Consider the following 26,046-nt stretch of genomic DNA (forward strand, 5'->3'; position numbering starts at 1 on the left):
CCCTCTTATTGTTCTGTCAGCGGGCGCACATGGACGCCGCTTTCGAGACGCGCCAATTGCGCATCATCGCTGATGCCAAACCCGATCTGCGTGACGGCCATCGCGGCAATCGCCGTGGCGCGGCGCAAGGTGGTCTCGGGCAGATCGAAACCGAGCAAACCGTGGAGCATCCCGGCCAGCAGCGAATCGCCCGCGCCGACCGTACTCGCGACGCTGACTTTCGGCGGCGTGGCATGCAGCGCCGTGCCGGGGCTGAACCAGTTGACGCCGTCGGCACCGTGGGAAATCACCACATGCTCGATGCCGCTGGCATGCAAACGCGCGGCGGCCTGGGCCTGTTGGTCGACGGAGTCGGTCGGGCAGTCCAGCGCTTCGGCAAGTTCTTCGGTATTGGGCTTGATCAACCACGGGCCGGCCTGCAACCCGGCGCGCAGGGCAGCGCCGCTGGTGTCCAGGGCGACTTTCAAGCCGAGGTCTTTCAGCAGCACCAATAAGCCCTGGAACCACTGCGGGCTGACACCGCACGGCAAGCTGCCGGCGACCACCACCGCATCGTGCCCCGGGGCGATCAGCGTGAGTTGGTTGAGCAACGCCTGCTGCGCCTGCTCGCTGACCAGCGGCCCCGGCGCATTGATGTCGGTGACGCGGCCATCCTGTTCGGCGATCTTGATATTGCTGCGGGTCTCGCCGGGCACGCGGATGAACGCATCGGCAAACCCACGGCGCGCGATCAGCGCGTCAAAGGCCTGGGGGTTGTCCGCGCCGAGAAAACCACCGACGGTAACCTGATGACCGAGGTCGGCCAGCACCTGGGCGACGTTCACGCCCTTGCCGGCCGCGTGGGTCAGCATCGTCTCGCTGCGATTGACTTCACCGGGTTCCAGGCGCGCCAGGCGTACCGTGAGGTCCAACGCCGGGTTCAGCGTCAGGGTCAAAATCCTTGCCATCTACACGGCCTCCACAAGGGCTCGCACTTCAGCGGGCGAACCCACCGCGAGTGCTTGTTGCGCCAGGCCCTGGGCCTCGCTCAGACTGAATTCTCGCACCCGCGCCTTCACCTCGGGAATGCTGCGGGCCGACACGCTCAACTCATCCACGCCGAGACCGATCAGCACCGGCACCGCCAGCGGGTCGGCGGCCAGCTCACCGCACACGCCAACCCATTTGCCATGGGCATGGGCGGCGCGCACGGTGATGTCGATCAGTTGCAACACGGCGGGGTGCAGGCCATCGGCCTGGGCCGACAGCGTCGGGTGGCCACGGTCGATGGCCAGGGTGTACTGGGTCAGGTCGTTGGTGCCGACGCTGAAGAAGTCGACTTCCTTGGCCAGCACCGGCGCGAGCAACGCGGCGGACGGCACTTCGATCATGATCCCCAGTTGCAGGTCGGCCACCGGGATTTCCAGGCGCAGGCGCTCGGTCATGTCCCGCGCAGCGCGCCACTCATCGACGCTGCCGACCATGGGGAACATGATGCGCAGCGGCCGGTTATCCGCCGAGCGCAGCAGTGCGCGCAATTGCGCTTCCATGATCTGCGGGCGTTGCAGCGTAAGGCGAATGCCGCGCACGCCGAGGAAGGGGTTTTCTTCCTCGGCGATCGGCCAATACGGCAGCGGTTTGTCGCCGCCCACATCCAGGGTGCGGACCACCAACGGGCGACCGCCGAGGCCATCGAGCACGCGGCGGTATTCAGCTTCCTGGGTGGCTTCGTCCGGCGCTTGGGGGTGGGCCATGAAAATCAGTTCGGTGCGCAGCAGGCCAATGCCTTCGGCGCCCTGCTCCACCGCGCTCGCCACGCCGGCGCTTTCGCCGATGTTGGCGAACACTTCCACGGCGTGCCCATCCCGGGTCAGGGCCGGCTGATGGCGCTGCGCCGAGGCGGCTTGCAGGCGTTGTTCACGGGTGTCGCGTTCGACGCTGGCGCGTTGCAGGGTCGCGGCGTCGGCGTCGACATGCAGGCGGCCGCGCTGACCGTCGAGCAGCAACGGCGTACCGGCGGCCAGCAGCAACACGGCCGGGCCGGCGCCCACCAAGGCGGGGATGCCCAGGGCGCGGGCGACGATGGCGCTGTGGGCGGTGGCGCCGCCACGGGCGGTGAGAATGCCGGCGACGCGGGCCGGGTCGAGGCGCGCCACATCCGACGGGCCGACTTCGTCCATCACCAGGATGTAGGGTTCGTTCGGTTCCTGGACGGTTTCGACACCGCACAACTGCGCCAGCACACGGCGACCGATGTCGCGCAGGTCGGCGGCGCGCTCGGCGAGCAAGGCGTCCTGCAACGATTCCTGCTGCTTGGCGGCGGCTTCGATCACGCTCATCCAGGCGGCTTCGGCGCTTTCACCCTGCTTGAGGCGGGTGTCGACGTCGTCGGTCAGTTCCGGGTCGTCGAGCATTTCCTGGTGGGTGATGAAAATCTCGCGGATCGCCTTGGCCTGGCTGCGTTCGATCAGGCCCTGGATATCGCCGCGCACATCGGCCAGTGAGGCGTGCAGGCGCTGGCGCTCGATGGCCGAGGACTCGCCACGCAACGGATAGTCGAACGGTTGCAGCACCTGGATATGCGCCGGGCCGATGGCGATGCCCGGTGCGGCGGCGATGGCCTGGATCTGGCTGCCAGCCAGGGGCGCGCTGAGCGTCGGTTCAAGCACCACGGCGGCGGCTTGCACACTCGCGACAGGCAGCGGCTCGACCTCTTCGCCAAGCCCTTCTTGTACCGCGGCCAGCAAGGCGGGCAGCGCATCGTCGGCAATCGTCGGCTCTGCGACAAACTCCAGCACCTGGCCACGCCGGGCGCCGAGGCTGAGCAGCTTGCTCAGGCTTTTCACCGACACGGCGCCCACCGCACCATCGACGATGCGTACACGAATATCGCCGTCAAAACTTTTCGCCAGTTGCGCGAGGATCTTCGCCGGCCGCGCGTGCAGGCCATGGGCATTGGCCAGGGCGATGCGTGCGCTGGGCCAGTCGGGTGGCAGCTCGCCGCCCAATACTTCAAGCACCGCACGGCTGCTGGTGGCGCGGCCCAGTTCCTGGCCACGCCCTTCAATCAACAGCGCACACAGGCGTTCGAGCAAGGTCTGGTGCGCCTCGCCGAGGCTGGCCAGGCAGAACAGACCATTGAGGGGCTGGCCGAGGTAACGCATGGGTTTGTCCGGAGTGACAAACGCCAGCCCCGGGCGCTTGACGGTCTGCTCGCTGTGCAGCCACCACAGGCCATCGCCCAGGGGCAGCGCATCGACCTGCTGCAACACGGCGGCAAAGCCATTGCTCACACAATCGGCCTGGCGCAGCAGGCGGGCGCCACGCCACACCAGCTCTTCAAAATCATCGGCGGACACACCGAGCCCGATCATTTGCGCGTCCAATGCCAGTTCCTGCGGCGCGCCCTGCAACAGTTTCAGCAGGGCCTCGGCGGAAGCGGCGCGGCGCAGTGCCTGGCCCAGGTCGGTTTCCCCGAGGGCGCGGGTCAGCAATTGCAGCAGGCGCAGGTGTTCATCGGATTTGGCGGCAATGCCGATGGCCAGGTAGACGATCTGGCCATCGCCCCAGTCCACCCCTTCGGGGAACTGCAGCAGGCGCACGCCGGTGGAAAATACCTGATCGCGGGTTTCGGGGGTGCCGTGAGGGATCGCGATGCCTTGACCGAGAAAGGTCGAACCTTGGGCTTCACGGGCTTGCAAGCCGCTGAGATAACCCTCGGCGACCAGGCCGTCGGCCACCAGTTTGTCAGCGAGCAGGTGCAAGGCAGCAGATTTATCCACAGCCGTCTGGCCCATGGAAATCTGCTCTATGGTGAGCTCAAGCATGCCGTTCTCCTAGTTAGTGCGTCGGGCGCACTAGGTATTGTTTTGAATAAATCAGTCTAAAGTCGTTCATGAACAAACTGACTGAGCAGTCGGTTGGCAGTAGCCACTCAGTAGCGAACATCGCAAAAATACGCCTGCTGAAACGTTTAATCTAGAATTCGTGGCAGATTACGCGTTAATTGCGCATCCTTGAAGACCCACTCGGCACTTGAGCTGAGACATTGGTCGTCTGCAGTAATCGGTTACGATTGGACAAAATGTCGGGGCAAGCTCCAGAAAACAAGGAAATCCCGGTTTGAAACTCAGTGATATCGCCCGTCTCGCCGGTGTGTCCGTGACCACCGCCAGCTATGTCATCAATGGCAAAGCCGAACAACAACGCATCAGCAGCGCAACCGTCGAGCGCGTGCGTGCGGTGGTCCAAGCCCATGGTTTCACGCCCAACCCCCAGGCTGCGGGACTGCGCAGCCGGCATACGCGCACCTTGGGTTTCATCCTGCCAGACCTGGAAAACCCCAGTTACGCACGAATTGCCAAGTTGTTGGAACAGGGCGCGCGCGCGCGAGGCTATCAATTGCTGATCGCCAGCTCCGACGATGACGCCGACAGCGAGCGCCAGTTGCTGCAACTGTTCCGCGCCCGACGTTGCGACGCGCTGTTCGTTGCCAGCTGCTTGCCGGCCAGCGACGACAGTTATCGCGAGCTGCAAGCCAAGGGTTTGCCGGTCATCGCCATCGACCGGGAGATGGACCCCGCGCAGTTCTGCTCGGTGGTCAGCGACGACCGCCAGGCCTGCCAGCAACTGACCAGCAGCCTGCTGCAACCGTTGCCCAAGCAGATCGCGCTGATCGGCGCGCGGCCCGAGCTGAGTATCAGCCAGGCGCGCGCCGCCGGTTTCCGTGAAGCGCTGCAGGGGTTCGGCGGTGAAGTGATCGTCGAACACGGCGAGGCGTTCAGCCGCGACTGCGGCCGGCAACTGATGGAGCAATTACTGCAGCGCCTGGGGCATTTGCCTGACGCGCTGGTGACCACGTCCTACGTGCTGCTGCAAGGCGTGTTCGACGCACTGCATGACTTCCCGCTCAAGACGCGGCCGCTGCGCCTGGGCACCTTCGGTGATACCCAACTGCTGGATTTCCTGCCGCTGCCGGTGAATGCCATGGCCCAGCAACATCAACTGATCGCCGACACCGCGCTGCGCCTGGCCCTGGCTGCAATTGAAGAACAACAGTATCAACCCGGCGTAAACGCCATCGGCCGCACCTTCAAGCAGCGCATTCACGAGGTTTGAGCGTGGAGCTGATCGACACCCACACCCACCTGGACTTCCCGGACTTCGACAGCGATCGCCGGCAAGTCCTCGCGCACAGCCGCCAACTCGGCGTACAGCGCATGGTGGTGTTGGGGGTGTATCAGCAAAATTGGCAACGACTGTGGGATCTGGTGCAAGACGATGAAGGTTTGTTCGCAGCCTTCGGCCTGCACCCGGTGTACCTCGACGAGCATCGCCCCGCCGACCTGACGGCCCTGGGCGACTGGCTGACCCGCCTGCGGGGCCATCGGCAATTGTGCGCGGTGGGTGAGATCGGCCTGGATTACTTCCTCGAACACCTCGATCGCGAACGCCAGCAACACCTGTTCGAAGCCCAACTCAAGATGGCCGTGGATTTCCAACTGCCGGCCCTGCTGCATGTGCGCCGCAGCCATGCCGCCGTGATCGCCACCCTCAAGCGCATCCGCCTGCCACGGGGCGGCATCATCCACGCCTTTGCCGGCAGCCGCGAAGAGGCGCGCGAGTACATCAAGCTGGGGTTCAAACTGGGCCTGGGCGGCGCGGCCACCTGGCCACAGGCGCTGCGCATGCACAAAGTACTCGCGCAACTGCCCCTGGAAGCCGTGGTACTGGAAACCGATGCACCGGACATGGCCCCCGCCATGCACCCCGGCCAGCGCAACAGCCCGGAACACCTGCCCGAGATCTGCGCCGCGTTGGCCGAGCGTATGGGCCTGAGCCCGTTATCGCTGGCGCAGGCGAGCACACGCAACGCGTGCGAGTTGTTCAATTGGTAGCGGGCTGACGGCCTGCAGGTCCAGGGTCATGCGTTGCCGATGGCGGGCAAAACGCAACACCAGGCAGTGGATCAGCACCGTCACCAGTGAAAGGTTGAGCTGCTCGATCACACTGAGCAACCCCACCCACTCCGCCACCAGTGCGACCAGCAAGGTCACGCAGGTCAGGATGATCATGCTCGGGCGAACCAGCGCCCACTGGTCCAGCGCACGAAATTGACGCTGCTGTTTGCGACCCCGCAACTGCAGGCCCGACTGGCAATACACGCACTCGAACGGCTCGTCGATGGCAATCGCGTTCAACTGCCAAGGCTTGAGTTCAAACGTCATGTCGCATCGGGCACAGCGCCCTCTGATACCGAATGCAGCAATCATCGCCGTGCCTCTTTGGGACTGTGACCAGGTGAAACAAATTTTCACCTATTCACGCCGCCAGAAAAGATACGCCGCAAAATTAAGACAAACACCACAACCACAAAGGACAAATCCTACTAACAGGCCCTACACCCGAAATGCGCCGATCAGTTGCTTCAGCTCGATCACCTGCTGCGACAACTGCCGGCTGGCCGCTTCGGTCTGGTACGCACCGTCGGCCGCATGCTCTCCGGCGCGGTTGATTTCGACGATGTTGCGGTCGATGTCGTGGGCGACCGCGGTTTGCTGCTCGACGGCGGCGGCAATCTGCTGGTTCTGATCCACGATCATGCCGACGGCGCCGAGAATATTTTCCAGGGCCTGCTGGACCTTTTCCGACTGGCCCACGGTGCCTTCAGCCATGGCATGGCTGGTGCCCATGGCCTTGACCGCCGCGCCGACACCGCTGTGCAATCGGCTGATCATCTGCTCGATCTCTTCAGTGGAGTGCTGGGTGCGCCGGGCCAGGGTCCGCACTTCATCAGCCACCACCGCAAAGCCGCGGCCCTGCTCCCCGGCGCGGGCCGCTTCGATCGCGGCGTTGAGCGCCAGCAGGTTGGTTTGCTCGGCGATGCTCTTGATCACTTCCAGCACGCTGCTGATGGATTGGCTGTCGGTGGCCAGTTGATTGATCACGCGGACCGACTCATCGATCTCCGATGCCAACCGCGCAATGCTGCCTTGCTGGGACTGCACCAGGCCACGGCCGCTGACGGTTTCATCGTTGACGCTATGGGCGCTGCTCACCGCCGCCGCCGCGCTGCGTGCCACTTCCTGGGCGGTGGAGGACATCTGGTTCATGGCCGTCGCCACCTGTTCGATCTGGCTGCGCTGCCCGGAGACCGCCTGGTTACTGCGGGCCGAGACCGCCTCGACCTGGCCGGCCTGCAACTCAACCTGGCTGACGGTGTGCCCGACGCGCTCAATCAGGTCGTGGATCTTGGCCACGGTGCCATTGAACACTTGGCCCAGGTCGCCCAACTCGTCGCGGCTGCGGGCGACAAACGTGACGGTCATATCGCCCGCCGCCACCTTGTCCATCATCGCCCCCAAGCGCCGCAACGTGGTGCGCGTCGAGGCATAGAAACCGGCGTACAGATAAAAGATCAGCAAAAACACCGCCGCCAGGGCCGACACCAGTACGACCATGTGCGTGCGGTTTTGCGTCAGCCGTTGCTCCAACTGTTGTCCGAGGAAACCCAGGGTGGCCTCATTGAGTTGGTAGGTCTGGGCCATCAGTTGACTCACGTCGTCGTAGAAGCCCTGCCACGGTGCGTCGAGGGTTTCGGCCATCACCACCTGCTCTTCAAACAGTTCACTGCCTTGCTTGAGGCTCGCGTTGCTGGCCTTGGCCAGGCTGTCGAGCGCTGTGTGGGCGGCTTTGCTGGAGCCCAGGGCGTCCTGCAGCTTCAAGCCGTATTCGGCCTGGAGTTTTTCCAACTGCTGCAACAGCTCGTCGAAGCGCGTGCTGGAGGAGGAGTTGAGAAAACCCTGGCCGAGGGAGTACGCGCCCATTGCCCGCCCTTCGCCCAACGTCTGGGTGACTTGCGGCGTGACGCCGGTGATCAGTTCGCTGAGCTGGCGCAGATCACTCTGGGGGTCGCGGCTCAAGCCGGATTGGCTGGCGATGATCTGGCTGAGCATCTGCGCCTTGTTCAGCAGTTTGCCGATCAGCGCACTTTTGCTCTGTAGCGATGACTCCTGTTGCTGGGCCTTGAAGGCGCCAACCAGCTCGTCGCGCTTGGCGTCGAATACGGCGACTTGCTCGGGGTCGGTGGCCATCGCGCTCAGGCCTTGCAGGCGCGCCAGCACACTCTGCTCCAGGGTGTTGATCGCGCCCTCCAGATCGCCCGCCTTGCCGGATTGGCCGAGGGTCGCGTTGATCTGCACCTGGTTGTTGAGGGTTTCCAGGTCACGGCGCAAGGCCAGGCTGCTGCCGAGCAAATCCAGGCTTTGCAGTTCGATGCGGGTGCCCTGGAATTCACGCCAGGAATCGCGCACCAGGAAATAGTTGGTCGCCAGCATCGGCAACAGGAACAACACGCTGATCAAACTGAACTTCATGCCGAAGCTCAGGCGGTTCATCAGCGCGACGGCGGGATAGAGCAAGCTCTTCACAGGTGAACTCCCTTCCTATTATTTTTATTTGAGGCGCAGGGCGGCGGCAGATAGCCACTATTTGGCGCTCTACTTGTATAGCTCAAATCGTAAGGGAGTTTTGTAACGTAAAGTTAACGCGCTGTGGGAGCAGGCTTGCTCCCACAGGGATTGAGCGTGACCGCTAGGGCAACACGGTCCAGATGGCGAAACCGGCATACCACAGCACCGCCGCGCGCAGCAGCAGTTCCCACAGGCGATCCAGGCTGTTGATGCCGTCGGCCCCCACCACCGGCGGCGGGATTTCGGCGGCCACCAGGCCGACTTTGTCCATCAGTTGCGCGGCACTGATGTCCCAGCTCAACAGCTCGTGGAGCATCACTCGGCTGACCGCGACAAAGTTGCCCACCAAGGCGAAGCTCGCCGCCAGCAAGCGCACCGGCAACCAGTCAAAGGCATGCCGCAGTTGCGCGGCACGCTCGGCCACCAGAGGGTTCTGACTGTGTTCGCTGGCCAGCGCCAGCAGGCGATAGGCCAGGGCTGCGACCGGGCCCAACAGGAAATACCAGAAGATCACCGCAAAGAAGCTCTGATAGGCCTGCCACAAGAGATACCCCTGGACACCCTCCAGCAACTGCTCGCCACTGTCGGCAGCGACCTTCAGGTCACGCTCGGCCACATGCTCGGCGGCCTGCAGGTCGCCGCGCCGCCAGGCATCGCGGAACGGGCCAAGCCCGGCCAGCAGGTCACCGCGCCCCAGGCTATAGATCAGCACCAGCAAATGCACCGGCAGCGCCAACAGGCCGTAGGCCACCGGTTCCAGCACCAGCAGCAACAACGCCAGCACGGCCACCGGCAGCAACACCAGCAGCGCCAGAATCAACCAGGGCTGTTCGCCCAGGCGCGGGCTCGATTCCAATCTGGCCAGTTCGCGCAGCCATCTGCCGTCGCGCTGCAACTTTTGGCGCAAGGCCGAGAATTTCTCGATCCAGACCGCCAGCACCAACATCAGGAAACTCATTGTGCGTGTCCTCCATCCTGCAGGGCGCTGCGAAAGCGCATCCAATCAAAAGCGGGCCCGGGATCGGTCTTGCGCCCCGGGGCGATATCGCTGTGACCACAAATGCGCTGACGGGTGATGCCCGGGTAAGTCGCCAGCAACTGACGTGTCAGGTCGATCAGTGACGCATATTGGGCATCGGTAAAGGGCAGGTCATCCGTGCCTTCCAGCTCGATCCCCAGGGAAAAGTCATTGCACGTTTCGCGCCCCTCGAAGCTGGAAACCCCGGCATGCCAGGCGCGGTCGAGGCAGGACACAAACTGCGTCACCCCTCCGTCGCGTTCAATCAGAAAATGCGCTGACACGCGTAGGTCGGCAATCCCTGCAAAGTAAGGATGTTCCGTGACATCCAAGCGATTCTGGAAAAATTCCTGCACCTTGCCGGTGGCGAACTGCGCCGGCGGCAGGCTGATGTTATGCACCACCAACAGCGAGACTTCACCTGCGGGGCGCTCGTTGAAGTTGGGCGAAGGGCAATGACGAACACCCTGGCACCAACCGCTGGCGGGGTCCAACTGCATACAGGTTCCTTGAACGTGACTAAGTCTGACCAGTATGCCGCGTTCAGCCCTATGGTTGCGATCACTTGCCGCGATTGAGTTGACGCAAGTTACCCGCCACCGTCGCCAGCGCACGCTCGAACAGCAGGGCTTCGTCCAGGATACGCAACGCACCACGCTTGAACGCCAGGGCCAGTTGGCCGGCGCTGCGCTCGAGCACCTTGAGCCCGGCGCGGTTGACGAAAACATAGCGATCGGCCGGTGCCATGATCGCGTTCAGTTTGCCGCGCAGAGCGGTTTTCTCGGGTTCCAGGAACTCCAGCCAAACGCCAACGCGCAATTGGCGCACCTTGAGCAGGTCGGGATCATCCGCGGCCAGGTCCTGCGCGGCATCGGGCAGGCCTGGGTCGAACACGAAGGGCTCCTGCACCTCGATCAACCTCTCGCCGCCCTCGAACGCCTGAACATGCAGGGCCTGCAGCCGAACAAAGAACTCACGGGTGCTGAAAGGGTCGAACCCCGCGCCGCTCACCCCGTCGCGCAAGGCCTTGAGCAACGCCGGCAACTGCTCCAGCAGATGCCGCCCGGCCTCGGTGTCGTCGTGCAGGCTAACGCTCCAGATCAACTCGTCCAGGGTGCGCAGCCCCGCCTGCCACTGCACAGATTGCTCACCGTGCTTGAGGCTGGCCAGCAACAGCACCTGGCTCCAGGCCTGTTGCACAAACTGCACCACCGAGCGCGGCAGGACCTTGCCCAGCAAACGCCGGTTCAGCACGTCGGCCACGCGCTGTCGGGCCGCCTCGTTACGCAGGCGCGCTTCCTCGGTATCGCGGGTGTGCTGTTCGAGCAATGCACTGTGCCGGCGCTCGTCAGCGGTAAACGCGCAGAACTCCGACAGCAGTTCGGAAAAAATCGCCGGGTCTTCGGCAAAATCATTCAGCAACCGCTGCACCACCTGCTCGATGCGCAGGTACAGGCTGTCACGCGGGTTGCCCTCAGCCGGGCTCCAACCAATGGCGGCACCGGCGATTTCGTTGAGCAGCCGCCGCGCCGGATGGCCGGCGCGGCTGAAAAGGCTCTTGTCCAGCACCGCCAGTTTGAGCATCGGGATCTGCAACCGGGCGATCAAGGCTTTGAAGGCGTCCGGGACGGCGTGGTCATTGAGGATGAACTCGAACAACAGCGCGACCAGGTTGATCACGTCTTCGTCGGCCTCTTCCACGACCCGGGATTTGCCGCTCTTGACGCTGACTCGGGTCAGCAGTTGCTTCAACTGGTTGCGCAGGTCGAAGTCGTCCTCGACATCCGGCTCCGGCACGTATTGCTGCAAATGGGACAACAGCCGCAGCAGGTCGCGAGTGGCAATGGGCTGGGGCTCGGCGCTGGCTTCCAGGGTCGGCGTGACACTGCCGCGCACGGCGCCCAGCAGCGCTCGCAAGGTAGAAAAGGCGTGCTCGCCATTTTCGTCGACTGGCTGGTCGGCGCTTGGCAACCGGGCTTCACGCGTGTGCTTGCACGGTACGCGCCCGCCGGAACGACGGGCCGGCACCGCCTTGAGTTCAGGCAGCACGCCGGTGGCGACCAGCAACTGATTGGCCTCACCGTACAGGTGGTCGGCGTCGCTGAGCACGTACTTTTCAAAGAGCTTGAGCATGACCAGCTTGACGCGAATTTCCACGCCCAGGCTGCGCCCCGCGCGTAGGAAAAACTCGCACAGCAGCGCCGGCCCCAGGGGGTTCTCGCAGTCATCCATGGACCTGCCGAGCAAGGCGCCCAGGCGAGTGGTCAGTTGCCCCAGGGCGAGGCCGTCGCGATGCTGCACCCGCCCGAGCATTGCCTCCAGCGCCAGGGCTTTTTCCAGGTCCTCCCTGAGGATGCCGGGCACCTTGTCGTAGGACACCACCGGCACCAACTGCCGTTCACCGCGCCCTGCCCCGCCCAGGTTGGCGAAGGCCTCGAACAGTTGCCCCATGAACACGCGCTCGAAATTCTTGCGCTTGAGACGCAGGTCGCGCATGGCTTCAAAGAAAATATGGTGGTCGACGTTGTTAAGGGCCTTGTCGGCCATTTCGAACAGGGTGTCGTCGGCGTTATCGAACAGCTCCTGCAAACCTTGCTGCAGTTGCTGCGCAGCCTTGTCGCGAACCTGCAGCAACACCACCGGTAGGCGCGCGAGCGGCGATGGCGTGGTCTGTGCCTTATTGATCGGCACCACCTTTCCGTCGTTGTGCATCCAGGCCTCCTGAAACGGCGGTGTGGGTAGGGCAAAGTCGGGGCAGGCCCAGTGGGGCACTGCGAATATCCGGTTACCACCAGGACGTCAAAGCTATGACGCCAATTGCAAGGCGCGAGATTATCTTGCAAATGGGGGTCGTTGCGCCAGCGAACTCTGTCATAACGCTGTAAATGAGCACGCCACTGGGTTCAAACGCGCACAGCCCCTATAATCGGCGCACTTTGTTTGTGGAGCCTGTTATGCCGAATCTCCGTCTTGCCGACCTCACCGCCGAAATCGAAGCCAACGTGCGCCGTGCACTGCGCGAAGACATCGGCAGCGGCGACATCACCGCGCAATTGATCCCGGCCGAACGGCTGGCCAAGGCCACGATCATCACCCGCGATGCGGCCGTTATCGCTGGCACGGCCTGGGTGGACGCGGTGTTCCGCCAACTGGACCCGCGGGTCGCGGTGCATTGGCTGGTGGCCGACGGTGAACGCGTCAGCCCCAACCAGGCACTGTTCCACCTCGAAGGCCCGGCACGTTCGCTGCTCAGCGGCGAACGTAGCGCGCTGAATTTCCTGCAGATGCTCTCCGGCGTGGCCACACGCGCCCAGTACCTGGCGGATAGCGTCGCGAGCACCCAGGTCAAGTTGCTCGACACGCGCAAGACGCTGCCGGGCCTGCGTCTGGCGCAGAAATACGCCGTGACCTGTGGCGGTTGCCACAACCATCGCATCGGTTTGTATGACGCGTTCCTGATCAAGGAAAACCATATCGCCGCCTGTGGCGGTATCGCCCAGGCGATTTCGGCCGCGCACAAGATCGCCCCGGGCAAACCGGTGGAAGTCGAAGTGGAAAGCCTGGACGAATTGCGCGAAGCATTGGCGGCGGGCGCCGATATCATCATGCTCGACGAACTGAGCCTGGACGACATGCGTGAAGCCGTGCGCCTGAACGGCGGCAAAGCCAAGCTGGAAGCCAGCGGCGGGATCAACGAAAAAACCCTGCTGCCCATCGCTGAAACCGGGGTGGACTACATCTCCATCGGCGCGATGACCAAGGATGTGAAAGCGGTGGACCTGTCGATGCGCCTCAGTATCTGAAGCCCGTTGCAGGAGCCGGGTTGCCGGCTCCTGCAACAGCGGTTCAGACCACCAGGTTATTCATCTCGCAATACTCTTCCCATTCGACACCGAGCACTTCAGCCGCCTCTTGGTGCAAGGCCAGCCGTGCGGCTTCGAACTCGTCCGCTGACGAGGTGTACTTGAGGCTCAGCTCCCATGGCTGGAGGCCCTGGCTCTCAGCCTCGTCCTCAAATGCCCACTGGATCTGGTCGCGCTGATCGTCAGCGCTCAGGTCCTTGATCTCTTCTTTAAGCTGCGGCGATTCCCCGAGGTATTTGTCGAGGGCTGCTTGGTGCCGAACTTCCTGGGTCATTTCAGTCGTGGTCATGTTGTTCTCTTAGATCGAGGAATGGGGATGCATCTGGGTCATCAAGGTTGCGCAGATACAAAAGAGCGGGCACGAATGCCGACTCGCCTGGCCTTCAGAACCATTCTGGGATCATCTGAAAACGGTGTTGCTTTGGTGCCCGAGACAGGAATCGAACCTGCGACCTTCGCGTTACGAGTGCGCTGCTCTACCGGCTGAGCTACACGGGCGGTGGGCTAAAGCTAGCACCGCATCGGGCGTCCGGCAACTCACTGACGTCGCAGGGCAATCACCCCTTGGGCCCAGAAGCGCGGCTGCAGGTGTTGGTTGCCACCTTCAAGATAGTCTTGCTGGGCTTGCTCGATGTGCGGGGCATCACGCATCACGACCCACACCAGCAGGCCAACGGACAGCACCGCCGCCACCCGCCACCCTGCCCAGGCCCACGGCAGCGACGCGCCAGGAGCGGCGCGCCACACGTGCAGCGCCATCAACCAGCCCACCACCAGCGCCAACCAGACCTGCGAGTTGGGCATCACGATGACGCCGTCGACCATCGCTTGCGTAAGCGCGCCCAGCAATGCCGCGAACAGGCACCCGCGCAGCAAGTCCACGCGCGCTGTAGAACAAGCCCGCGCCCGCAACACGCGGAGGGTGGCCCAGCCACCGCGCCACGCCAAGGCAGCCACGCACAAGGCCGAGGGAACGCCCCACTCGCTGGCCCATTGCAGGATTGCCTGGTGCGGGTGCGCGGCGATCGGGTTGGCGATATCCGCGAAATGCATCGGCCCGAACCCCAGCCACGGACGCTCGACGATCATGTGCCAGGCCTGCCACCAGATCGGGCCACGCCCCGACAGCGAAGTGGTGAGGCGATCGCTGACGCCACTGCCGACCTCGACACCCAGCGCACCCGTCAACAGCGTGAACAACGCCGTATACAGCAACAAACCGCCGCACACCGCAGCCAATTGCCAGGCCAACCAGCGTCGCCCCCACGGCCCGAGCAGCGCCAATGCCACCCCGGCCACCGCCATGCCGAGCCAGGTGCCGCGGGTGCCGCCGCTGATAGCGATCAACCACCACACACACAGCAACGCAAACACCGCGCCGCGCACGGAGCGGGAGACCTTGGGCATCAGCAAGGGCAGCGCCAGCAACGGCAGGGTGAAGGTCTGGAATTGACCGTAGAAGCGCTTGTTGGAAAACCCGGACAGCAACGCGTCCGGATCAAGAACCCGCGCGCCACTGGCGAAGGCGAGCGCGCCGGCATACAGATATTGGATTGACTTGATCAGGCACAACAGCACCACCATCAGGATCAGCACGCGGTCCAACGGCTCACCTGCATGTCGGCGCAGCAGGGCAACCGCGACGGCGATCGCCCCACAACTGATGAACAGCGCGACCTCGGTGAAGGCCCAGAGCGGCTGATGGGCCAGTGCCGATGACACCAGGCCCAGCCCAACGATCAGCACCAGGCCCAGGGCCGTCGGCCGGTCCACCAGACGCTCGACGGGAACGACCGTCAGCCCATACACCACCGCGCCCAGGCCCAGGGCCACCTGCATTGCGCGCTGCCAGTCATGCCCGCTGAACGGTGCGCAGATACCCAGCGCGAGCAAGCACGCTGCAATCACCAGGAACGTCTTGTCGCGCTGCTGCGGGGATAACGACATCGGCCACCTTTACGTCCGTGCGCAGGGTTTGGCAGTCATGCTCCGTCGGCGCCACACCCTTTGGCGGCGTACTTGGCCTCTGCCGTCGTGGCGCATTTCCAGCCGGCGGTGGCGCTGCGCGTCAGGGTAATGGTCTTGCCCAGTACCGGTGCCGGGGCGTCGAGTATTTCGCAACTGATGGAACCGGCGCCGGTGGCGACATCCCCTGCCACATCGATCTTGCAATTGGCGGTCGGGCTAGTGCCACCGATCAATGCCACGGTTGGCACTGTGCCTTGGTTGAATACATCCTCGTAGCCGGCTTTCAACGCGGTGATTTCAGCCAGCCCGGCCGTGAACTTGGCCTTGGCCTGATGCGTGGTGTACATGGGCAAGCCAATGGTGGCCAAAATGCCGATGATTGCCACGACGATCAATAACTCGATCAAAGTAAAACCTTTCTGACGCATCACATTCCTCTCCAGAACAGAACCCATGACAAGGCGCGTCCTGCGCCCCGTATCGTGCAGCCGCGCCAGTGTACTCACCCGCGAGCGGCCAATCGCGTCCAAGACGCACAATCTGACATTTTATCGTTGAACGCCGAGCAATCCGAATCCGTCACCTGGCTACGCTATAAAGATTCGACGACCTGTGTGCGGAACAGAGACATGACCAACGCTGCCACGACATACGCTTGGGAAGGCATCAACCGCCAGGGACGCAGGGTGTCCGGGCAAACCGTCAGCCACGACCTCGCGCGGGTCAAGGCACAACTGCGCCAGCAAGGGATTTGCCCTGGCCGCGTGCGCAAACAATCCGCCGGCCTGCCAAGCCTCGCTGCGCCGATCAAACCGGCGGACATTGCCCTGTTCACTCGCCAACTGGCGACACTGCTGAAGGCCGGCATTGCCTTGCTGCAAGCCTTCGACGTGATCAGCGAAGGCTTCGACAACCGCCACATGTACAGGCTGGTAAAAGGCCTGAAACAGGAGATCGGCGCCGGAAATACCCTGGCGTCGGCCCTGCGCAAACAGCCGCGCTACTTCGATGACCTGTACTGCAACCTGGTGGCGGCGGGTGAGCAGGCCGGTGCCCTGGAAACCCTTCTGGAACGGGTGGCGGATCACCTGGAAAAGAGCGAACGGCTCAAGGCCCGGATCAAGAAGGCCATGACCTACCCCATCGCGGTCATCGTGGTCGCCAGCCTTGTCAGCAGTCTCTTGCTGATCCATGTGGTGCCGCAATTCCAGAACCTGTTCGCCAGCGTGGACAGCGAGTTGCCTGGTTTTACTCTGTACGTGATTGCCTTGTCCGAGTTCCTGCAACAAGCCTGGTGGATGCTGGCGCTCAGCCTGGGCGCGGGAGGTCTGGGGTTGCGCCGGGCCTATCGCGTATCGCCGGGTTTTCGTCATTGGCTGGATGCCGGTTTGTTGAAAGCGCCCCTGGCGGGCACACTGCTGAAAAAGTCGGCGGTCGCCCGCTACGCACGCACGCTTTCAACTACGTTCGCGGCCGGAGTGCCGTTGGTGCAGGCCCTGGATTCAGTGGCCGCCGCTGCCGGCAACCAGCTATTCAAACAGGCTATCGAACATATGCGTCACGATGTATCCACAGGCATGCCGTTGAATCGGGCCATGGCTACCAGCGGTCTGTTCCCTGGCATGGCGATCCAGATGACGGCGATTGGTGAAGAATCCGGCACCCTGGAGCACATGCTGGAAAAAGTCGCGAGCCACTATGAGTCGGACGTCGACACGCTGGTCGACCAGCTCACCAGCCTGATGGAACCGCTGATCATGGTGGTGCTCGGCGGGATTGTCGGCGCTTTGGTAATCGCCCTGTACCTGCCGGTCTTCCAACTCGGTACGGCATTTTGAGCCTGCTGTTGAGCCAGCAGCCGTGGGCCTTTGTCGCCATGGCAATGGTGCTGGGCTTGATCGTGGGCAGTTTCCTCAACGTGCTGGTGTGGCGCCTGCCGAAAATGCTTGAACGGGAATGGCGCGCACAGGCCCATGAAGTGCTCGGTTTGCCCGGCGACCCCGTCGGGCCGAGATACAACCTGATGCAGCCCAATTCCTGCTGCCCACACTGCAATCAGCCGATTCGGCCGTGGGAAAACATCCCGCTGCTCAGCTACCTGATGCTCCGGGGCCGCTGTGCCCATTGCCGCGAAGCGATCAGTACGCGTTATCCCTTGACCGAACTGGCGTGCGGGTTGATCTCGGCCGTGGTGGCCTGGCATTTTGGCTTTGGCTGGCAAGCGGGCGCAGTGATGCTGTTGAGCTGGGGCTTGTTGGCGATGAGCCTGATCGACGTCGACCACCAACTGCTGCCCGACGTGCTGGTCCTGCCGCTGTTGTGGCTGGGGCTGATGCTTAACAGCGTCGAGCTGCTGGTGCCCCTGCCCGATGCACTGTGGGGTGCGGTGATCGGCTACATGAGCCTGTGGACGGTGTTCTGGCTGTTCAAGCTGGCCACCGGCAAGGACGGCATGGGCTACGGCGACTTCAAGTTGTTGGCGCTGCTCGGCGCCTGGGGTGGCTGGCAAATCCTGCCGATGACGCTGCTGATGTCATCGCTGGTGGGCGTGTGCGGCGGGCTGATCCTGCTGCGTCGGAGCAAGATCCAGGCGGCCACGCCGATGCCGTTTGGTCCCTATCTGGCAATTGCCGGCTGGATTGCCGTGCTCTGGGGTGGTCAAATAACCGACTTCTATTTGCAGTCTGTCGGTTTCAAATGACCACTCCTGTTGCAACACCCTGGATTCTTGGCCTTACGGGCGGCATCGGCAGCGGCAAGAGCGCCGCGGCCCAGCACTTCAGCGACCTCGGCGTAGACCTGGTAGACGCCGATCACGCCGCGCGCTGGGTGGTCGAACCCGGCCGGCCGGCGCTCGCCAGCATTGTCGAACACTTCGGTGCCGGCGTGCTGCAGCCCGACGGCCAGTTGGACCGCGCCGCATTGCGCAAGTTAATCTTTGAAGTGCCGCAAGAACGCCGCTGGCTGGAAGCCTTGCTGCACCCGTTGATTGGCGAAGAGATTCGCAACCACCTGGCGCGTGCGCGCTCGCCTTACGCGATCCTGGTGTCGCCGCTGCTGATCGAATCCGGCCAGCACAGCATGACCCAACGCATCCTGGTGATCGACGTGCCGCAATCCCTGCAGATTCAGCGTACCCTGCAGCGCGACGGCATCAGCGAACAACAGGTGCAGGCGATACTCAAGGCCCAGTCCAGCCGCGAAGACCGCCTGAGCCATGCCGATGACGTGCTGGTCAATGACCGCGACCTCGCCTGGTTGCACAGCGAGGTCGAACGACTGCACCACTTTTACCTTACTTTGCGTGGAGGCCGATCATGAGCCAACCCTTGACCGTCGAATGCCCAACCTGCGGCGCACCCGTGGAATGGAAAGCGACCAACCTCAACCGGCCGTTCTGCTCGGACCGTTGCAAGCTCATCGACCTGGGTGCCTGGGCCGCTGAGGAACATAAGATCCCCGTGGCGCCGGACGCCGAAGACGAGCTGTTTTCCGAAGACCTGCCACCGCGCCATTAAGGCCGCATAAAGGCATATTCCTGCTGGTCGTCGAGGTTCTCTGCCAGGTATTGCAACTCGTCGGCCAGGTCTTCGAAACTGCGCACGCCCTTGCTCTGCTGCACCACCGCGCTGAGCATCGCGCGCAAGGTCAAGCCTGGATCAAAGCCGATTTCTTGTGCCGCGTCCTGGCTTCTGCGCAACTCCTGACGTGCCCATTCATACACACTCATGATCCGTGCTCCCATCTTGCTCAGGAAAAGTTTCGCAAAGCATGGGCCCGCCACGCTGGGCGCGATTTGATCTGAGTCAAGTCTGCGAATTGTCGTCTTTCCAGGGCGCCGAGAGGTAGCGCGTGCGGTTGAATGTCTCCAGCCATTCCGGGCAAAACACCACCAGGGCGCTGATGACCATGCCGTTGATGAAGGCCTCGGGGAAGATGATCAGCCACAGGTAACCGATAAAATCCTCCAGCCATTCCGGCATCGCGAAACGCCCGTCGAACCACAGCAACCCCAGCCCGGCCAACAGGCAGAGCAAGGCCGACAATGCAGCGGCGAAAAAGCCGGAACAGAAGATATAGACGAACGGGTTACGCGGTTGTGCCCGCTCGACAAGCACCGCGCAGGTTTCAGTGACCAGCACCGGCAGCACGATCAGCAGCAGGCCGTTGATGCCCACGGCGGCCAGGTCCTGGCGACCCAGCAACAGCAAGCCCAACTGCGCGGCGAAACCGCCGACGATTGCCAGCGGCCAGTCGAGCAGCAGGGTCACGGCCGTCATGCCGATAAAGTGGTAGGAGACACCAGTATCGAAATCGCGCCTCACCAACCACAACATGAATAACGCGAACACCGTACCGAACAGCAAATGCTGGCGCCGCCGGTCAGCAAACAGCTCGACCCACGGCGAACGCAAGATCGCCCACAACAGCACCGGCGCGTACAACAGCCAGCCGATGCCGAGGGTTCCCGGCGCCAGCACCGCGGCACTGATCACGGTTTCACCTGCTCCAGGGCCTCGCGCAGTTCAGCCGCAGAGCCGTACTCGTGGCGCGCTGTCAGCTTGCCATTATCCAATTGCAGCCACAGCACCTTATCCACAGGCGCGGGATAACGCGGAGCGATGCGTGCGTCCCGGTCCAGCATGACCCGGTAGTTGTAGGACTGCATGGCCGGCACCGCGAACAGCTTGGCGACCAGCCGAGGCATGCGCTGGATATCCGCGACAAACACCCCATGCCGCGCTTCGAGATAGTCTTTGGGCTGGCCTTGCAGGGCGGCGTTCACTAGCTTGGCGGCATCCATGCTGCGGGCCACCAACAGGACCTGTGCCTGGTCATCCAGAGTGTAGGCCTGATCGAACTGATCCAGCAGAGTCCAGGGCGCCACGCGCTCACCCACTTCAACCGCCTGGGCCCACACGGGCAACAGGCTCAACAACAGCACGGCGAAAAACTTCACTGCACACCTCATGCTTGAGAGAAAACCGAGTCGACAGTTTACACCGGGCTTTCGCGTCGGGACTTCCTGAGGTCATCATTTGGGCGCTAAGCTGCACGCATGGATGACTCAGATTATTTGCGCCTGCTCACCGTGGCAGCCGAACAAGCCAATGCGTTCCTGTCCAATGCCCGTAAATGGGAGCGTGAGCGTTGGGTCTGCCAGCGCCTGCTGCAAGGCTTGAACGTGCCGTACCGCGCCGAAGAGTTTCATGCCGCCGGGCAAGAACCGCCGGACGTGCTGTTTCGTGACGCCAGTTTCGAAGTGTTTTTCGTGCTGGACGAAGGACGCCGTCTGAACGATGAATGGCGCGACGAATTGCTGCGTCGACGCAGTGCGTTTTCCCTCAGCCAGCTGGTCAGGCGCGAAGCCAAGCCGCGGCGGATTCCGGCCCATGAATTCCTGCTGCGCCTGGCGCCGACCCTGCGCAAAAAAGCGCACAACTACAAAGAACGCGGGATGGACCTGGGCGAGCTGGATATCGTCGCCTTCGCCAGCCTCAAGCGCGAGGTGCTGGACCTCAACAGTCATTTCCCGCCGCCCACCGAATACTTGCGCCAGGGCTGGCGCTCGCTGTCGCTGGTGGGGCCGACGTTTGCCCGGGTACTGTTCGCCCACCCGGACGCGCCGGATTTCTTGCGCAACAATCTGGGGCGCAGCATCGTGTTCGACGTGGGCATCAGCCTGTGACGCGAGCACAGGCTACGCTTATGGCGATACCGCCAACCCCCTGACTGTAACGTGGCGCCCTTTTGCAACGTCTACCTGACGAGGCCTTATATGACCAGCCGCCTGAACCCCGACGACCAACAGCATGTCGAAGAGTACCTGCAACTCTCCCAGAACCGAGTCGAGCGCAAGCCTTTCCGGCCGTGGCTGCTCCTTGGTGTGGTGCTGGTGGTGGTGATCGGGCTCGGCCTGCTGAGCCGCCTTTTGAGTTACCTGACGCTATGAGCTGCCTGGCGCTCGCGGGGGTAACCGCTCCGATTTCTTTTAGCCTTGCGAGATACCCCCATGACCCATCGTATTATTATCGTCGGCGGCGGCGCCGGCGGCCTGGAGTTGGCTACCCGCCTGGGTAAGACTCTGGGCAAGCGCGGCACCGCCAGCATCACGCTGGTGGACACCAACCTGACCCATATCTGGAAACCGCTGCTGCACGAAGTGGCCGCCGGCTCGCTGAACTCTTCGGAAGACGAACTCAATTATGTCGCCCAGGCCAAATGGAACCACTTCGAGTTCCAGCTGGGGCGCATGAGCGGGCTCGACCGTGAACAGAAGAAAATTCAACTGGCCGCGACCCTCGACGAAGAAGGCCGCGAACTGGTGCCTGCGCGCGTGCTGGGCTACGACAGCCTGGTGATCGCGGTCGGCAGTACCACCAACGACTTCGGCACCGAAGGCGCGGCGCAACACTGCCTGTTCCTCGACACGCGCAAACAGGCGGAGCGCTTCCATCAGCAGTTGCTCAACCACTACCTGCGCGCCCATGCCGGGCAAACCGACGTGGTGGAAAAGATCAGCGTGGCCATCGTCGGCGCTGGCGCCACCGGGGTTGAACTGGCCGCCGAACTGCATAACGCCGCCCATGAACTGGCAGCCTACGGCCTGGACCGGATCAAACCGGAAAACATGCACATCACCCTGATCGAAGCCGGCCCACGGGTCCTGCCTGCCCTGCCAGAGCGGATCGGCGGGCCGGTGCATAAAACCCTGGAGAAGCTCGGCGTGACGGTGCTGACCAACTCGGCGGTCAGCGAAGTGACGGCCGACGCGCTGATCACCAGCAGCGGCCAAGTGATTCCGGCCAGCCTGAAAGTGTGGGCCGCCGGCATCCGTGCGCCCGCCTTCCTCAAGGACATCGACGGCCTGGAAACCAACCGCATCAATCAACTGCAGGTGCTGCCGACACTGCAAACCACCCGCGACGAAAACATCTTCGCCTTCGGTGACTGCGCCGCCTGCCCACAACCCGGCACCGACCGCAACGTACCGCCACGCGCCCAGGCCGCGCACCAGCAGGCTTCATTGCTGGCCAAATCGTTGAAGCTGCGGATCGAAGGCAAGGACCTGCCATCGTACAAGTACACCGACTACGGCTCGCTGATCTCGCTGTCGCGCTTCTCGGCGGTGGGTAACCTGATGGGCAACCTCACAGGCAGTGTGATGTTGGAAGGCTGGTTGGCGCGGATGTTCTATGTGTCGCTGTACCGCATGCACCAGATGGCGCTGTATGGCGTCTTCCGCACGGCGATGCTGATGCTGGGCAGCCGGATTGGGCGCGGAACTGAGCCACGTCTCAAACTTCACTAAACACGCGATCAATGTGGGAGGGGGCTTGCTCCCTCCCACATTGGTGTTGTGTTGGATTTGGGATAATTTCAGGCAAAAAAAATCCCCGTATCTTTCGATACGAGGATTTTTAATATGGTCGGGGTAAGGGGATTCGAACTCCTGACATCCTGCTCCCAAAGCAGGCGCGCTACCGGACTGCGCTATACCCCGGTAAAACAAAGGCGACCTCTCAGCCGCCTTCTTCGATCAGGGCTTTTGGCCTCTGATCTTAAGATCTGATTCCAGCGTTAACTGGTTTCAAAAATGGTGGGTCGTGTGGGATTCGAACCTACGACCAATTGGTTAAAAGCCAACTGCTCTACCAACTGAGCTAACGACCCAAAAATGGTCGGGGTAAGGGGATTCGAACTCCTGACATCCTGCTCCCAAAGCAGGCGCGCTACCGGACTGCGCTATACCCCGGTTTTGAAATTGGCTCCGTGACCAGGACTCGAACCTGGGACCCAATGATTAACAGTCATTTGCTCTACCGACTGAGCTATCACGGAACTACACATTTCAAATGTACAACTTTTACTGCGGTGTAACCTTCTCTTCGATGCGTCCGTATCGCTACGTTCGCGTCTCTGAGGCGCGCTATTCTACAATCTTAAAAACCCCTGTCAACCCTTTAAATTGCTTTTAAGACAATGATTTGCGCTTCTTTCTGATTTCTTCTTGGGGAGAAGAAACCCGTGGGCTGACGTTGCTGCGGGGCGCACTTTACAAGCCTTTGCCTTACAGTTCAACGCCCTATCGAAAAAAAAGGCCTCGCAATGCGAGGCCTTCACTTTATAGCCCTACTGACTGGACTCAGTGGAAGACGATTTCGTCGTTTTCCACCGTGGCCTTGACGCTGGTGCCCGGCATAAAGCTGCCCGACAGAATCAACTGGGCCAGCGGGTTTTCGATCCAGCGCTGGATCGCACGCTTCAACGGCCGTGCGCCATACACCGGGTCGTAACCGACCGCGATCAGCTTGTCCAACGCCTCGGGGCTCAGCTCCAGCGCCAGCTCGCGCTCAGCCAGACGGCTGCGCAGGCGGCCCAACTGGATCTCGGTGATGCCCGCGATCTGATCCCGCGCCAAAGGCTCGAAGATCACCACTTCATCGACCCGGTTGATGAATTCCGGACGGAAGTGCGTGGTCAGCGCATCCATCACAGCTGCGCGCTGGGCTTCACGATCGCCCACCAGTTCCTGGATCTGCACCGACCCCAGGTTGGAGGTCATCACGATCACCGTGTTGCGGAAATCCACAGTACGCCCGTGGCTGTCCGTCAGCCGGCCATCTTCCAGCACCTGCAGCAAGATGTTGAACACGTCCGGGTGGGCCTTCTCGACCTCATCCAGCAGGATCACCGAGTAGGGCTTGCGCCGTACCGCTTCGGTCAGGTAACCGCCTTCCTCGTAGCCTACGTAGCCCGGTGGCGCCCCGATCAGGCGAGCCACGGAATGTTTCTCCATGAACTCGGACATATCGATCCGCACCATGGCTTCTTCGGTGTCGAAGAGGAACTCGGCCAAGGCCTTGCACAACTCGGTCTTACCCACACCGGTCGGGCCGAGGAACATGAACGAGCCACTTGGGCGATTCGGGTCGGACAACCCGGCACGGGAACGCCGTACCGCGTTGGACACCGCCACCACCGCCTCTTCCTGGCCGATGACGCGCTGGTGCAACAGGCTTTCCATCTTCATCAGCTTGTCGCGTTCGCCTTCGAGCATTTTCGACACGGGGATACCGGTCCACTTCGAGACAACTTCGGCAATTTCTTCCTCGGTCACCTTGCTGCGCAGCAATTGGTTCTCGCTGTGACCATGCTGGTCGACCATCTGCAGGCTGCGTTCCAGGTCCGGGATCACCCCGTACTGCAACTCGGCCATGCGGTTCAGGTCGCCCTTACGGCGTGCGGTTTCCAGCTCCTGGCGCGACTGCTCGATCTTTTGCTGGATCTGTGCCGAACCCTGTACTTCAGCTTTTTCCGCGTTCCAGATTTCCTCGAGGTCCGAGTACTCGCGTTCCAGGCGGAGGATTTCTTCCTGGAGTTTTTCCAGGCGTTTTTTCGCCGCTTCGTCCTCTTCTTTTTTCAGTGCCTGGGATTCGACTTTCAGTTGAATCAGGCGCCGATCCAGACGGTCGAGCACTTCCGGCTTGGAGTCGATCTCCATGCGGATACGGCTGGCCGCTTCGTCGATCAGGTCGATGGCCTTGTCGGGCAACTGCCGGTCGGTGATATAGCGATGGCTCAATTTCGCCGCCGCAATGATCGCGCCGTCAGTGATCGCTACCTTGTGGTGGACCTCATAGCGTTCTTTCAGGCCCCGCAGGATCGCGATGGTGTCTTCTTCGCTCGGTTCTTCCACCAGCACTTTCTGGAAACGCCGCTCAAGGGCCGCATCCTTCTCGATGTACTGGCGGTATTCGTTGAGCGTGGTGGCACCCACGCAGTGCAACTCGCCCCGCGCCAAGGCAGGCTTGAGCATGTTGCCGGCGTCCATCGAGCCTTCGCCTTTACCGGCGCCGACCATGGTGTGCAGCTCGTCGATAAACAGAATGATCTGCCCTTCCTGCTTCGACAGCTCGTTAAGCAGGGATTTGAGACGCTCTTCGAACTCGCCGCGGAATTTCGCGCCGGCGATCAGCGACCCCATGTCCAGGGACAGCAGGCGCTTGCCCTTGAGGCCGTCCGGCACTTCACCGTTGATGATGCGCTGGGCCAGGCCCTCGGCAATCGCGGTTTTACCCACGCCAGGCTCACCGATCAGCACCGGGTTGTTCTTGGTACGGCGCTGCAGGACCTGGATGGTGCGACGAATCTCGTCGTCACGGCCGATCACCGGGTCCAGCTTGCCTTCTTCGGCGCGCTTGGTCAGGTCGACAGTGTATTTATCCAGGGCCTGGCGCGACTCCTCGTGGTTGGGGTCGTTCACCGCTTCGCCGCCACGCAGGTTGTTGATGGCGTTTTCCAGGGCTTTTTTGCTGACGCCCTGGCCCAGCAACAATTTGCCGAGCTTGCTGTTTTCGTCCATGGCGGCGAGCAGCACCAGCTCGCTGGAGATGAACTGGTCGCCCTTCTGCTGAGCCAGGCGGTCCGCTTGATTGAGCAGGCGCGCCAGGTCCTGGGACATATTCACGTCGCCCGTAGGATTCTGGATTTTCGGCAGTTGGTCGAGCTCTTTGCTCAACTCCTTGCGCAGGCTGTTGACGTCGAAGCCCACCTGCATCAGCAAGGGCTTGATAGAACCACCTTGCTGTTCCAGGAGCGCCTGCATCAAGTGCGCGGGCTCAATGGCCGGGTGGTCGAGGCCGACCGCCAGGGATTGGGAGTCGGATAAGGCCAATTGCAATTTACTGGTTAAACGATCAATACGCATTAGTCACCTTCCTTTTGAGCAGGCCGGAGCTACAAA

24 protein-coding genes, 5 tRNA genes and 1 pseudogene are annotated in these 26,046 nt (G+C 62.4%); 10 read left to right on the plus strand and 20 right to left on the minus strand.

The genetic code is table 11. The features are described 5' to 3' along the window. Nucleotides 1-5: 5 nt before the first annotated feature. Nucleotides 6-947, minus strand: coding sequence for a 1-phosphofructokinase (gene pfkB / locus C5F70_RS20340; RefSeq protein ID WP_046384720.1), 942 nt, complete (start codon nucleotides 945-947; stop codon nucleotides 6-8). Next, entirely contained in the window at nucleotides 948-3,806 is a 2,859-nt protein-coding gene (gene ptsP / locus C5F70_RS20345; protein WP_017845457.1) for a phosphoenolpyruvate--protein phosphotransferase, read from the minus strand. A gap of 295 nt (nucleotides 3,807-4,101) precedes the next feature. On the opposite strand from ptsP, the gene cra reads away from it, so the two are divergent. Both cra and C5F70_RS20355 read left to right on the plus strand, forming a co-directional pair. Beyond that, nucleotides 4,102-5,097 (plus strand): catabolite repressor/activator, encoded by a 996-nt coding sequence (gene cra / locus C5F70_RS20350; RefSeq protein ID WP_017845458.1) that lies wholly within the window; start codon nucleotides 4,102-4,104, stop codon nucleotides 5,095-5,097. 2 nt (nucleotides 5,098-5,099) lie between these two features. Continuing rightward, entirely contained in the window at nucleotides 5,100-5,876 is a 777-nt protein-coding gene (locus tag C5F70_RS20355; protein WP_017845459.1) for a TatD family hydrolase, read from the plus strand. Here the strand turns inward: C5F70_RS20355 and C5F70_RS20360 are convergent. From C5F70_RS20360 to C5F70_RS20380, 6 genes and pseudogenes are all read right to left on the minus strand, one after another. Next, nucleotides 5,823-6,251 (minus strand): hypothetical protein, encoded by a 429-nt coding sequence (locus C5F70_RS20360; protein WP_046488108.1) that lies wholly within the window; start codon nucleotides 6,249-6,251, stop codon nucleotides 5,823-5,825. The two genes, C5F70_RS20355 and C5F70_RS20360, sit on opposite strands and share 54 nt — an antisense overlap. A 126-nt stretch (nucleotides 6,252-6,377) precedes the next feature. Then, complete coding sequence (locus C5F70_RS31590; RefSeq protein WP_371920076.1) at nucleotides 6,378-7,307, minus strand: methyl-accepting chemotaxis protein; 930 nt, start codon at nucleotides 7,305-7,307, stop codon at nucleotides 6,378-6,380. Beyond that, nucleotides 7,284-8,375 (minus strand): annotated as a pseudogene (locus C5F70_RS31595) (methyl-accepting chemotaxis protein); the annotation flags it as partial. The gene C5F70_RS31590 and the pseudogene C5F70_RS31595, both read right to left, overlap by 24 nt. Before the next feature lie 196 nt (nucleotides 8,376-8,571). After that, on the minus strand, nucleotides 8,572-9,408 hold the full coding sequence (gene ampE, locus C5F70_RS20370; protein WP_104903957.1) for a regulatory signaling modulator protein AmpE: 837 nt from the start codon (nucleotides 9,406-9,408) through the stop codon (nucleotides 8,572-8,574). Then, a complete protein-coding gene (gene ampD / locus C5F70_RS20375; protein ID WP_017845463.1) occupies nucleotides 9,405-9,968 on the minus strand; it encodes a 1,6-anhydro-N-acetylmuramyl-L-alanine amidase AmpD in 564 nt (187 codons plus the stop codon). The genes ampE and ampD overlap by 4 nt, the downstream gene beginning before the upstream one ends. A 61-nt stretch (nucleotides 9,969-10,029) precedes the next feature. Next, entirely contained in the window at nucleotides 10,030-12,180 is a 2,151-nt protein-coding gene (locus tag C5F70_RS20380; protein WP_104903958.1) for a DUF1631 domain-containing protein, read from the minus strand. Nucleotides 12,181-12,422: 242 nt separating this feature from the next. Between C5F70_RS20380 and nadC the strand changes: the two genes are divergently transcribed. Then, the gene (gene nadC, locus C5F70_RS20385) at nucleotides 12,423-13,271 is read left to right on the plus strand and encodes a carboxylating nicotinate-nucleotide diphosphorylase (RefSeq protein ID WP_046384727.1); all 849 of its coding nucleotides are present in this window, start codon (nucleotides 12,423-12,425) and stop codon (nucleotides 13,269-13,271) included. A 43-nt stretch (nucleotides 13,272-13,314) separates the two neighbouring features. Here the strand turns inward: nadC and C5F70_RS20390 are convergent, their stop codons facing one another. The 4 genes from C5F70_RS20390 to C5F70_RS20405 all read right to left on the minus strand — a co-directional run bounded on the left by C5F70_RS20390 (nucleotide 13,315) and on the right by C5F70_RS20405 (nucleotide 15,727). Further along, nucleotides 13,315-13,620 carry a DUF6388 family protein gene (locus tag C5F70_RS20390; protein WP_017845466.1) on the minus strand — a complete coding sequence of 102 codons (306 nt, stop codon included), beginning with the start codon at nucleotides 13,618-13,620 and terminating at the stop codon, nucleotides 13,315-13,317. 133 nt (nucleotides 13,621-13,753) lie between these two features. Continuing rightward, a tRNA-Thr gene (locus C5F70_RS20395) sits at nucleotides 13,754-13,829 on the minus strand. Between the two features lie 39 nt (nucleotides 13,830-13,868). Continuing rightward, the gene (locus C5F70_RS20400) at nucleotides 13,869-15,278 is read right to left on the minus strand and encodes an O-antigen ligase (RefSeq protein WP_104903959.1); all 1,410 of its coding nucleotides are present in this window, start codon (nucleotides 15,276-15,278) and stop codon (nucleotides 13,869-13,871) included. Nucleotides 15,279-15,313: 35 nt separating this feature from the next. Then, nucleotides 15,314-15,727 (minus strand): pilin, encoded by a 414-nt coding sequence (locus tag C5F70_RS20405; RefSeq protein WP_017845468.1) that lies wholly within the window; start codon nucleotides 15,725-15,727, stop codon nucleotides 15,314-15,316. 201 nt (nucleotides 15,728-15,928) lie between these two features. Between C5F70_RS20405 and C5F70_RS20410 the strand changes: the two genes are divergently transcribed. The 4 genes from C5F70_RS20410 to yacG are packed head-to-tail and all read left to right on the plus strand — an operon-like array spanning nucleotide 15,929 to nucleotide 18,817. Further along, complete coding sequence (locus tag C5F70_RS20410; protein WP_017845469.1) at nucleotides 15,929-17,137, plus strand: type II secretion system F family protein; 1,209 nt, start codon at nucleotides 15,929-15,931, stop codon at nucleotides 17,135-17,137. Then, entirely contained in the window at nucleotides 17,134-18,000 is an 867-nt protein-coding gene (locus C5F70_RS20415; RefSeq protein ID WP_017845470.1) for an A24 family peptidase, read from the plus strand. Before C5F70_RS20410 ends, C5F70_RS20415 begins: the two co-directional genes overlap by 4 nt. Then, a complete protein-coding gene (coaE, locus tag C5F70_RS20420) occupies nucleotides 17,997-18,620 on the plus strand; it encodes a dephospho-CoA kinase (RefSeq protein ID WP_017845471.1) in 624 nt (207 codons plus the stop codon). Before C5F70_RS20415 ends, coaE begins: the two co-directional genes overlap by 4 nt. Then, entirely contained in the window at nucleotides 18,617-18,817 is a 201-nt protein-coding gene (yacG, locus tag C5F70_RS20425; protein WP_017845472.1) for a DNA gyrase inhibitor YacG, read from the plus strand. Before coaE ends, yacG begins: the two co-directional genes overlap by 4 nt. On the opposite strand, the gene C5F70_RS20430 is transcribed toward yacG, so the two are convergent. From C5F70_RS20430 to C5F70_RS20440, 3 genes are all read right to left on the minus strand, one after another. Continuing rightward, nucleotides 18,814-19,029 carry a hypothetical protein gene (locus C5F70_RS20430; protein ID WP_003171680.1) on the minus strand — a complete coding sequence of 72 codons (216 nt, stop codon included), beginning with the start codon at nucleotides 19,027-19,029 and terminating at the stop codon, nucleotides 18,814-18,816. The genes yacG and C5F70_RS20430 overlap by 4 nt on opposite strands. 76 nt (nucleotides 19,030-19,105) lie before the next feature. After that, on the minus strand, nucleotides 19,106-19,795 hold the full coding sequence (locus C5F70_RS20435; protein WP_017845473.1) for an energy-coupling factor ABC transporter permease: 690 nt from the start codon (nucleotides 19,793-19,795) through the stop codon (nucleotides 19,106-19,108). Next, nucleotides 19,792-20,259 carry an FAD/FMN-containing dehydrogenase gene (locus C5F70_RS20440; RefSeq protein WP_104903960.1) on the minus strand — a complete coding sequence of 156 codons (468 nt, stop codon included), beginning with the start codon at nucleotides 20,257-20,259 and terminating at the stop codon, nucleotides 19,792-19,794. The genes C5F70_RS20435 and C5F70_RS20440 overlap by 4 nt, the downstream gene beginning before the upstream one ends. Nucleotides 20,260-20,358: 99 nt before the next feature. Here C5F70_RS20440 and C5F70_RS20445 point away from each other — a divergent pair, with 99 nt between their 5' ends. The 3 genes from C5F70_RS20445 (at nucleotide 20,359) to C5F70_RS20455 (ending at nucleotide 22,611) form a co-directional block, all read left to right on the plus strand. Further along, nucleotides 20,359-20,988 carry a DUF1780 domain-containing protein gene (locus C5F70_RS20445; protein ID WP_017845475.1) on the plus strand — a complete coding sequence of 210 codons (630 nt, stop codon included), beginning with the start codon at nucleotides 20,359-20,361 and terminating at the stop codon, nucleotides 20,986-20,988. 90 nt (nucleotides 20,989-21,078) lie between these two features. After that, complete coding sequence (locus C5F70_RS20450) at nucleotides 21,079-21,252, plus strand: DUF3094 family protein (protein WP_016976295.1); 174 nt, start codon at nucleotides 21,079-21,081, stop codon at nucleotides 21,250-21,252. 60 nt (nucleotides 21,253-21,312) lie between these two features. Continuing rightward, nucleotides 21,313-22,611: an NAD(P)/FAD-dependent oxidoreductase gene (locus tag C5F70_RS20455; protein ID WP_017845476.1), complete on the plus strand. Its 1,299-nt coding sequence runs from the start codon at nucleotides 21,313-21,315 to the stop codon at nucleotides 22,609-22,611. A 115-nt stretch (nucleotides 22,612-22,726) separates the two neighbouring features. Here the strand turns inward: C5F70_RS20455 and C5F70_RS20460 are convergent. The 5 genes from C5F70_RS20460 to clpB form a co-directional block, all read right to left on the minus strand. Next, a tRNA-Pro gene (locus tag C5F70_RS20460) sits at nucleotides 22,727-22,803 on the minus strand. Between the two features lie 94 nt (nucleotides 22,804-22,897). Further along, a tRNA-Lys gene (locus tag C5F70_RS20465) sits at nucleotides 22,898-22,973 on the minus strand. 5 nt (nucleotides 22,974-22,978) lie between these two features. Beyond that, nucleotides 22,979-23,055, minus strand: a tRNA-Pro gene (locus C5F70_RS20470). Nucleotides 23,056-23,065: 10 nt separating this feature from the next. Next, nucleotides 23,066-23,141, minus strand: a tRNA-Asn gene (locus tag C5F70_RS20475). A 304-nt stretch (nucleotides 23,142-23,445) separates the two neighbouring features. Next, nucleotides 23,446-26,010, minus strand: a complete 2,565-nt coding sequence (clpB, locus tag C5F70_RS20480) for an ATP-dependent chaperone ClpB (protein ID WP_017845477.1) — start codon at nucleotides 26,008-26,010, stop codon at nucleotides 23,446-23,448. Nucleotides 26,011-26,046 lie beyond the last annotated feature (36 nt).

Origin of the sequence: Pseudomonas sp. LH1G9 (assembly GCF_002949975.1) — a bacterium.
GTDB lineage: Bacteria > Pseudomonadota > Gammaproteobacteria > Pseudomonadales > Pseudomonadaceae > Aquipseudomonas > Aquipseudomonas veronii.

What these genes read in the sequence shown, in the direction of transcription:
- C5F70_RS31590 (WP_371920076.1), bottom strand. Translation starts at nt 7,307, where the DNA reads ATGACCGTCACGTTTGTCGCCCGCAGCCGCGACGAGTTGGGCGACCTG.
- C5F70_RS20380 (WP_104903958.1), bottom strand. Translation starts at nt 12,180, where the DNA reads ATGCACAACGACGGAAAGGTGGTGCCGATCAATAAGGCACAGACCACG.
- C5F70_RS20400 (WP_104903959.1), bottom strand. Translation starts at nt 15,278, where the DNA reads ATGTCGTTATCCCCGCAGCAGCGCGACAAGACGTTCCTGGTGATTGCA.
- clpB (WP_017845477.1), bottom strand. Translation starts at nt 26,010, where the DNA reads ATGCGTATTGATCGTTTAACCAGTAAATTGCAATTGGCCTTATCCGAC.
- C5F70_RS20445 (WP_017845475.1), top strand. Translation starts at nt 20,359, where the DNA reads ATGGATGACTCAGATTATTTGCGCCTGCTCACCGTGGCAGCCGAACAA.
- ampE (WP_104903957.1), bottom strand. Translation starts at nt 9,408, where the DNA reads ATGAGTTTCCTGATGTTGGTGCTGGCGGTCTGGATCGAGAAATTCTCG.
- C5F70_RS20455 (WP_017845476.1), top strand. Translation starts at nt 21,313, where the DNA reads ATGACCCATCGTATTATTATCGTCGGCGGCGGCGCCGGCGGCCTGGAG.
- C5F70_RS20450 (WP_016976295.1), top strand. Translation starts at nt 21,079, where the DNA reads ATGACCAGCCGCCTGAACCCCGACGACCAACAGCATGTCGAAGAGTAC.
- pfkB (WP_046384720.1), bottom strand. Translation starts at nt 947, where the DNA reads ATGGCAAGGATTTTGACCCTGACGCTGAACCCGGCGTTGGACCTCACG.
- ptsP (WP_017845457.1), bottom strand. Translation starts at nt 3,806, where the DNA reads ATGCTTGAGCTCACCATAGAGCAGATTTCCATGGGCCAGACGGCTGTG.
- yacG (WP_017845472.1), top strand. Translation starts at nt 18,617, where the DNA reads ATGAGCCAACCCTTGACCGTCGAATGCCCAACCTGCGGCGCACCCGTG.
- C5F70_RS20410 (WP_017845469.1), top strand. Translation starts at nt 15,929, where the DNA reads ATGACCAACGCTGCCACGACATACGCTTGGGAAGGCATCAACCGCCAG.
- C5F70_RS20430 (WP_003171680.1), bottom strand. Translation starts at nt 19,029, where the DNA reads ATGAGTGTGTATGAATGGGCACGTCAGGAGTTGCGCAGAAGCCAGGAC.
- coaE (WP_017845471.1), top strand. Translation starts at nt 17,997, where the DNA reads ATGACCACTCCTGTTGCAACACCCTGGATTCTTGGCCTTACGGGCGGC.
- ampD (WP_017845463.1), bottom strand. Translation starts at nt 9,968, where the DNA reads ATGCAGTTGGACCCCGCCAGCGGTTGGTGCCAGGGTGTTCGTCATTGC.
- C5F70_RS20360 (WP_046488108.1), bottom strand. Translation starts at nt 6,251, where the DNA reads ATGATTGCTGCATTCGGTATCAGAGGGCGCTGTGCCCGATGCGACATG.
- C5F70_RS20405 (WP_017845468.1), bottom strand. Translation starts at nt 15,727, where the DNA reads ATGCGTCAGAAAGGTTTTACTTTGATCGAGTTATTGATCGTCGTGGCA.
- C5F70_RS20390 (WP_017845466.1), bottom strand. Translation starts at nt 13,620, where the DNA reads ATGACCACGACTGAAATGACCCAGGAAGTTCGGCACCAAGCAGCCCTC.
- nadC (WP_046384727.1), top strand. Translation starts at nt 12,423, where the DNA reads ATGCCGAATCTCCGTCTTGCCGACCTCACCGCCGAAATCGAAGCCAAC.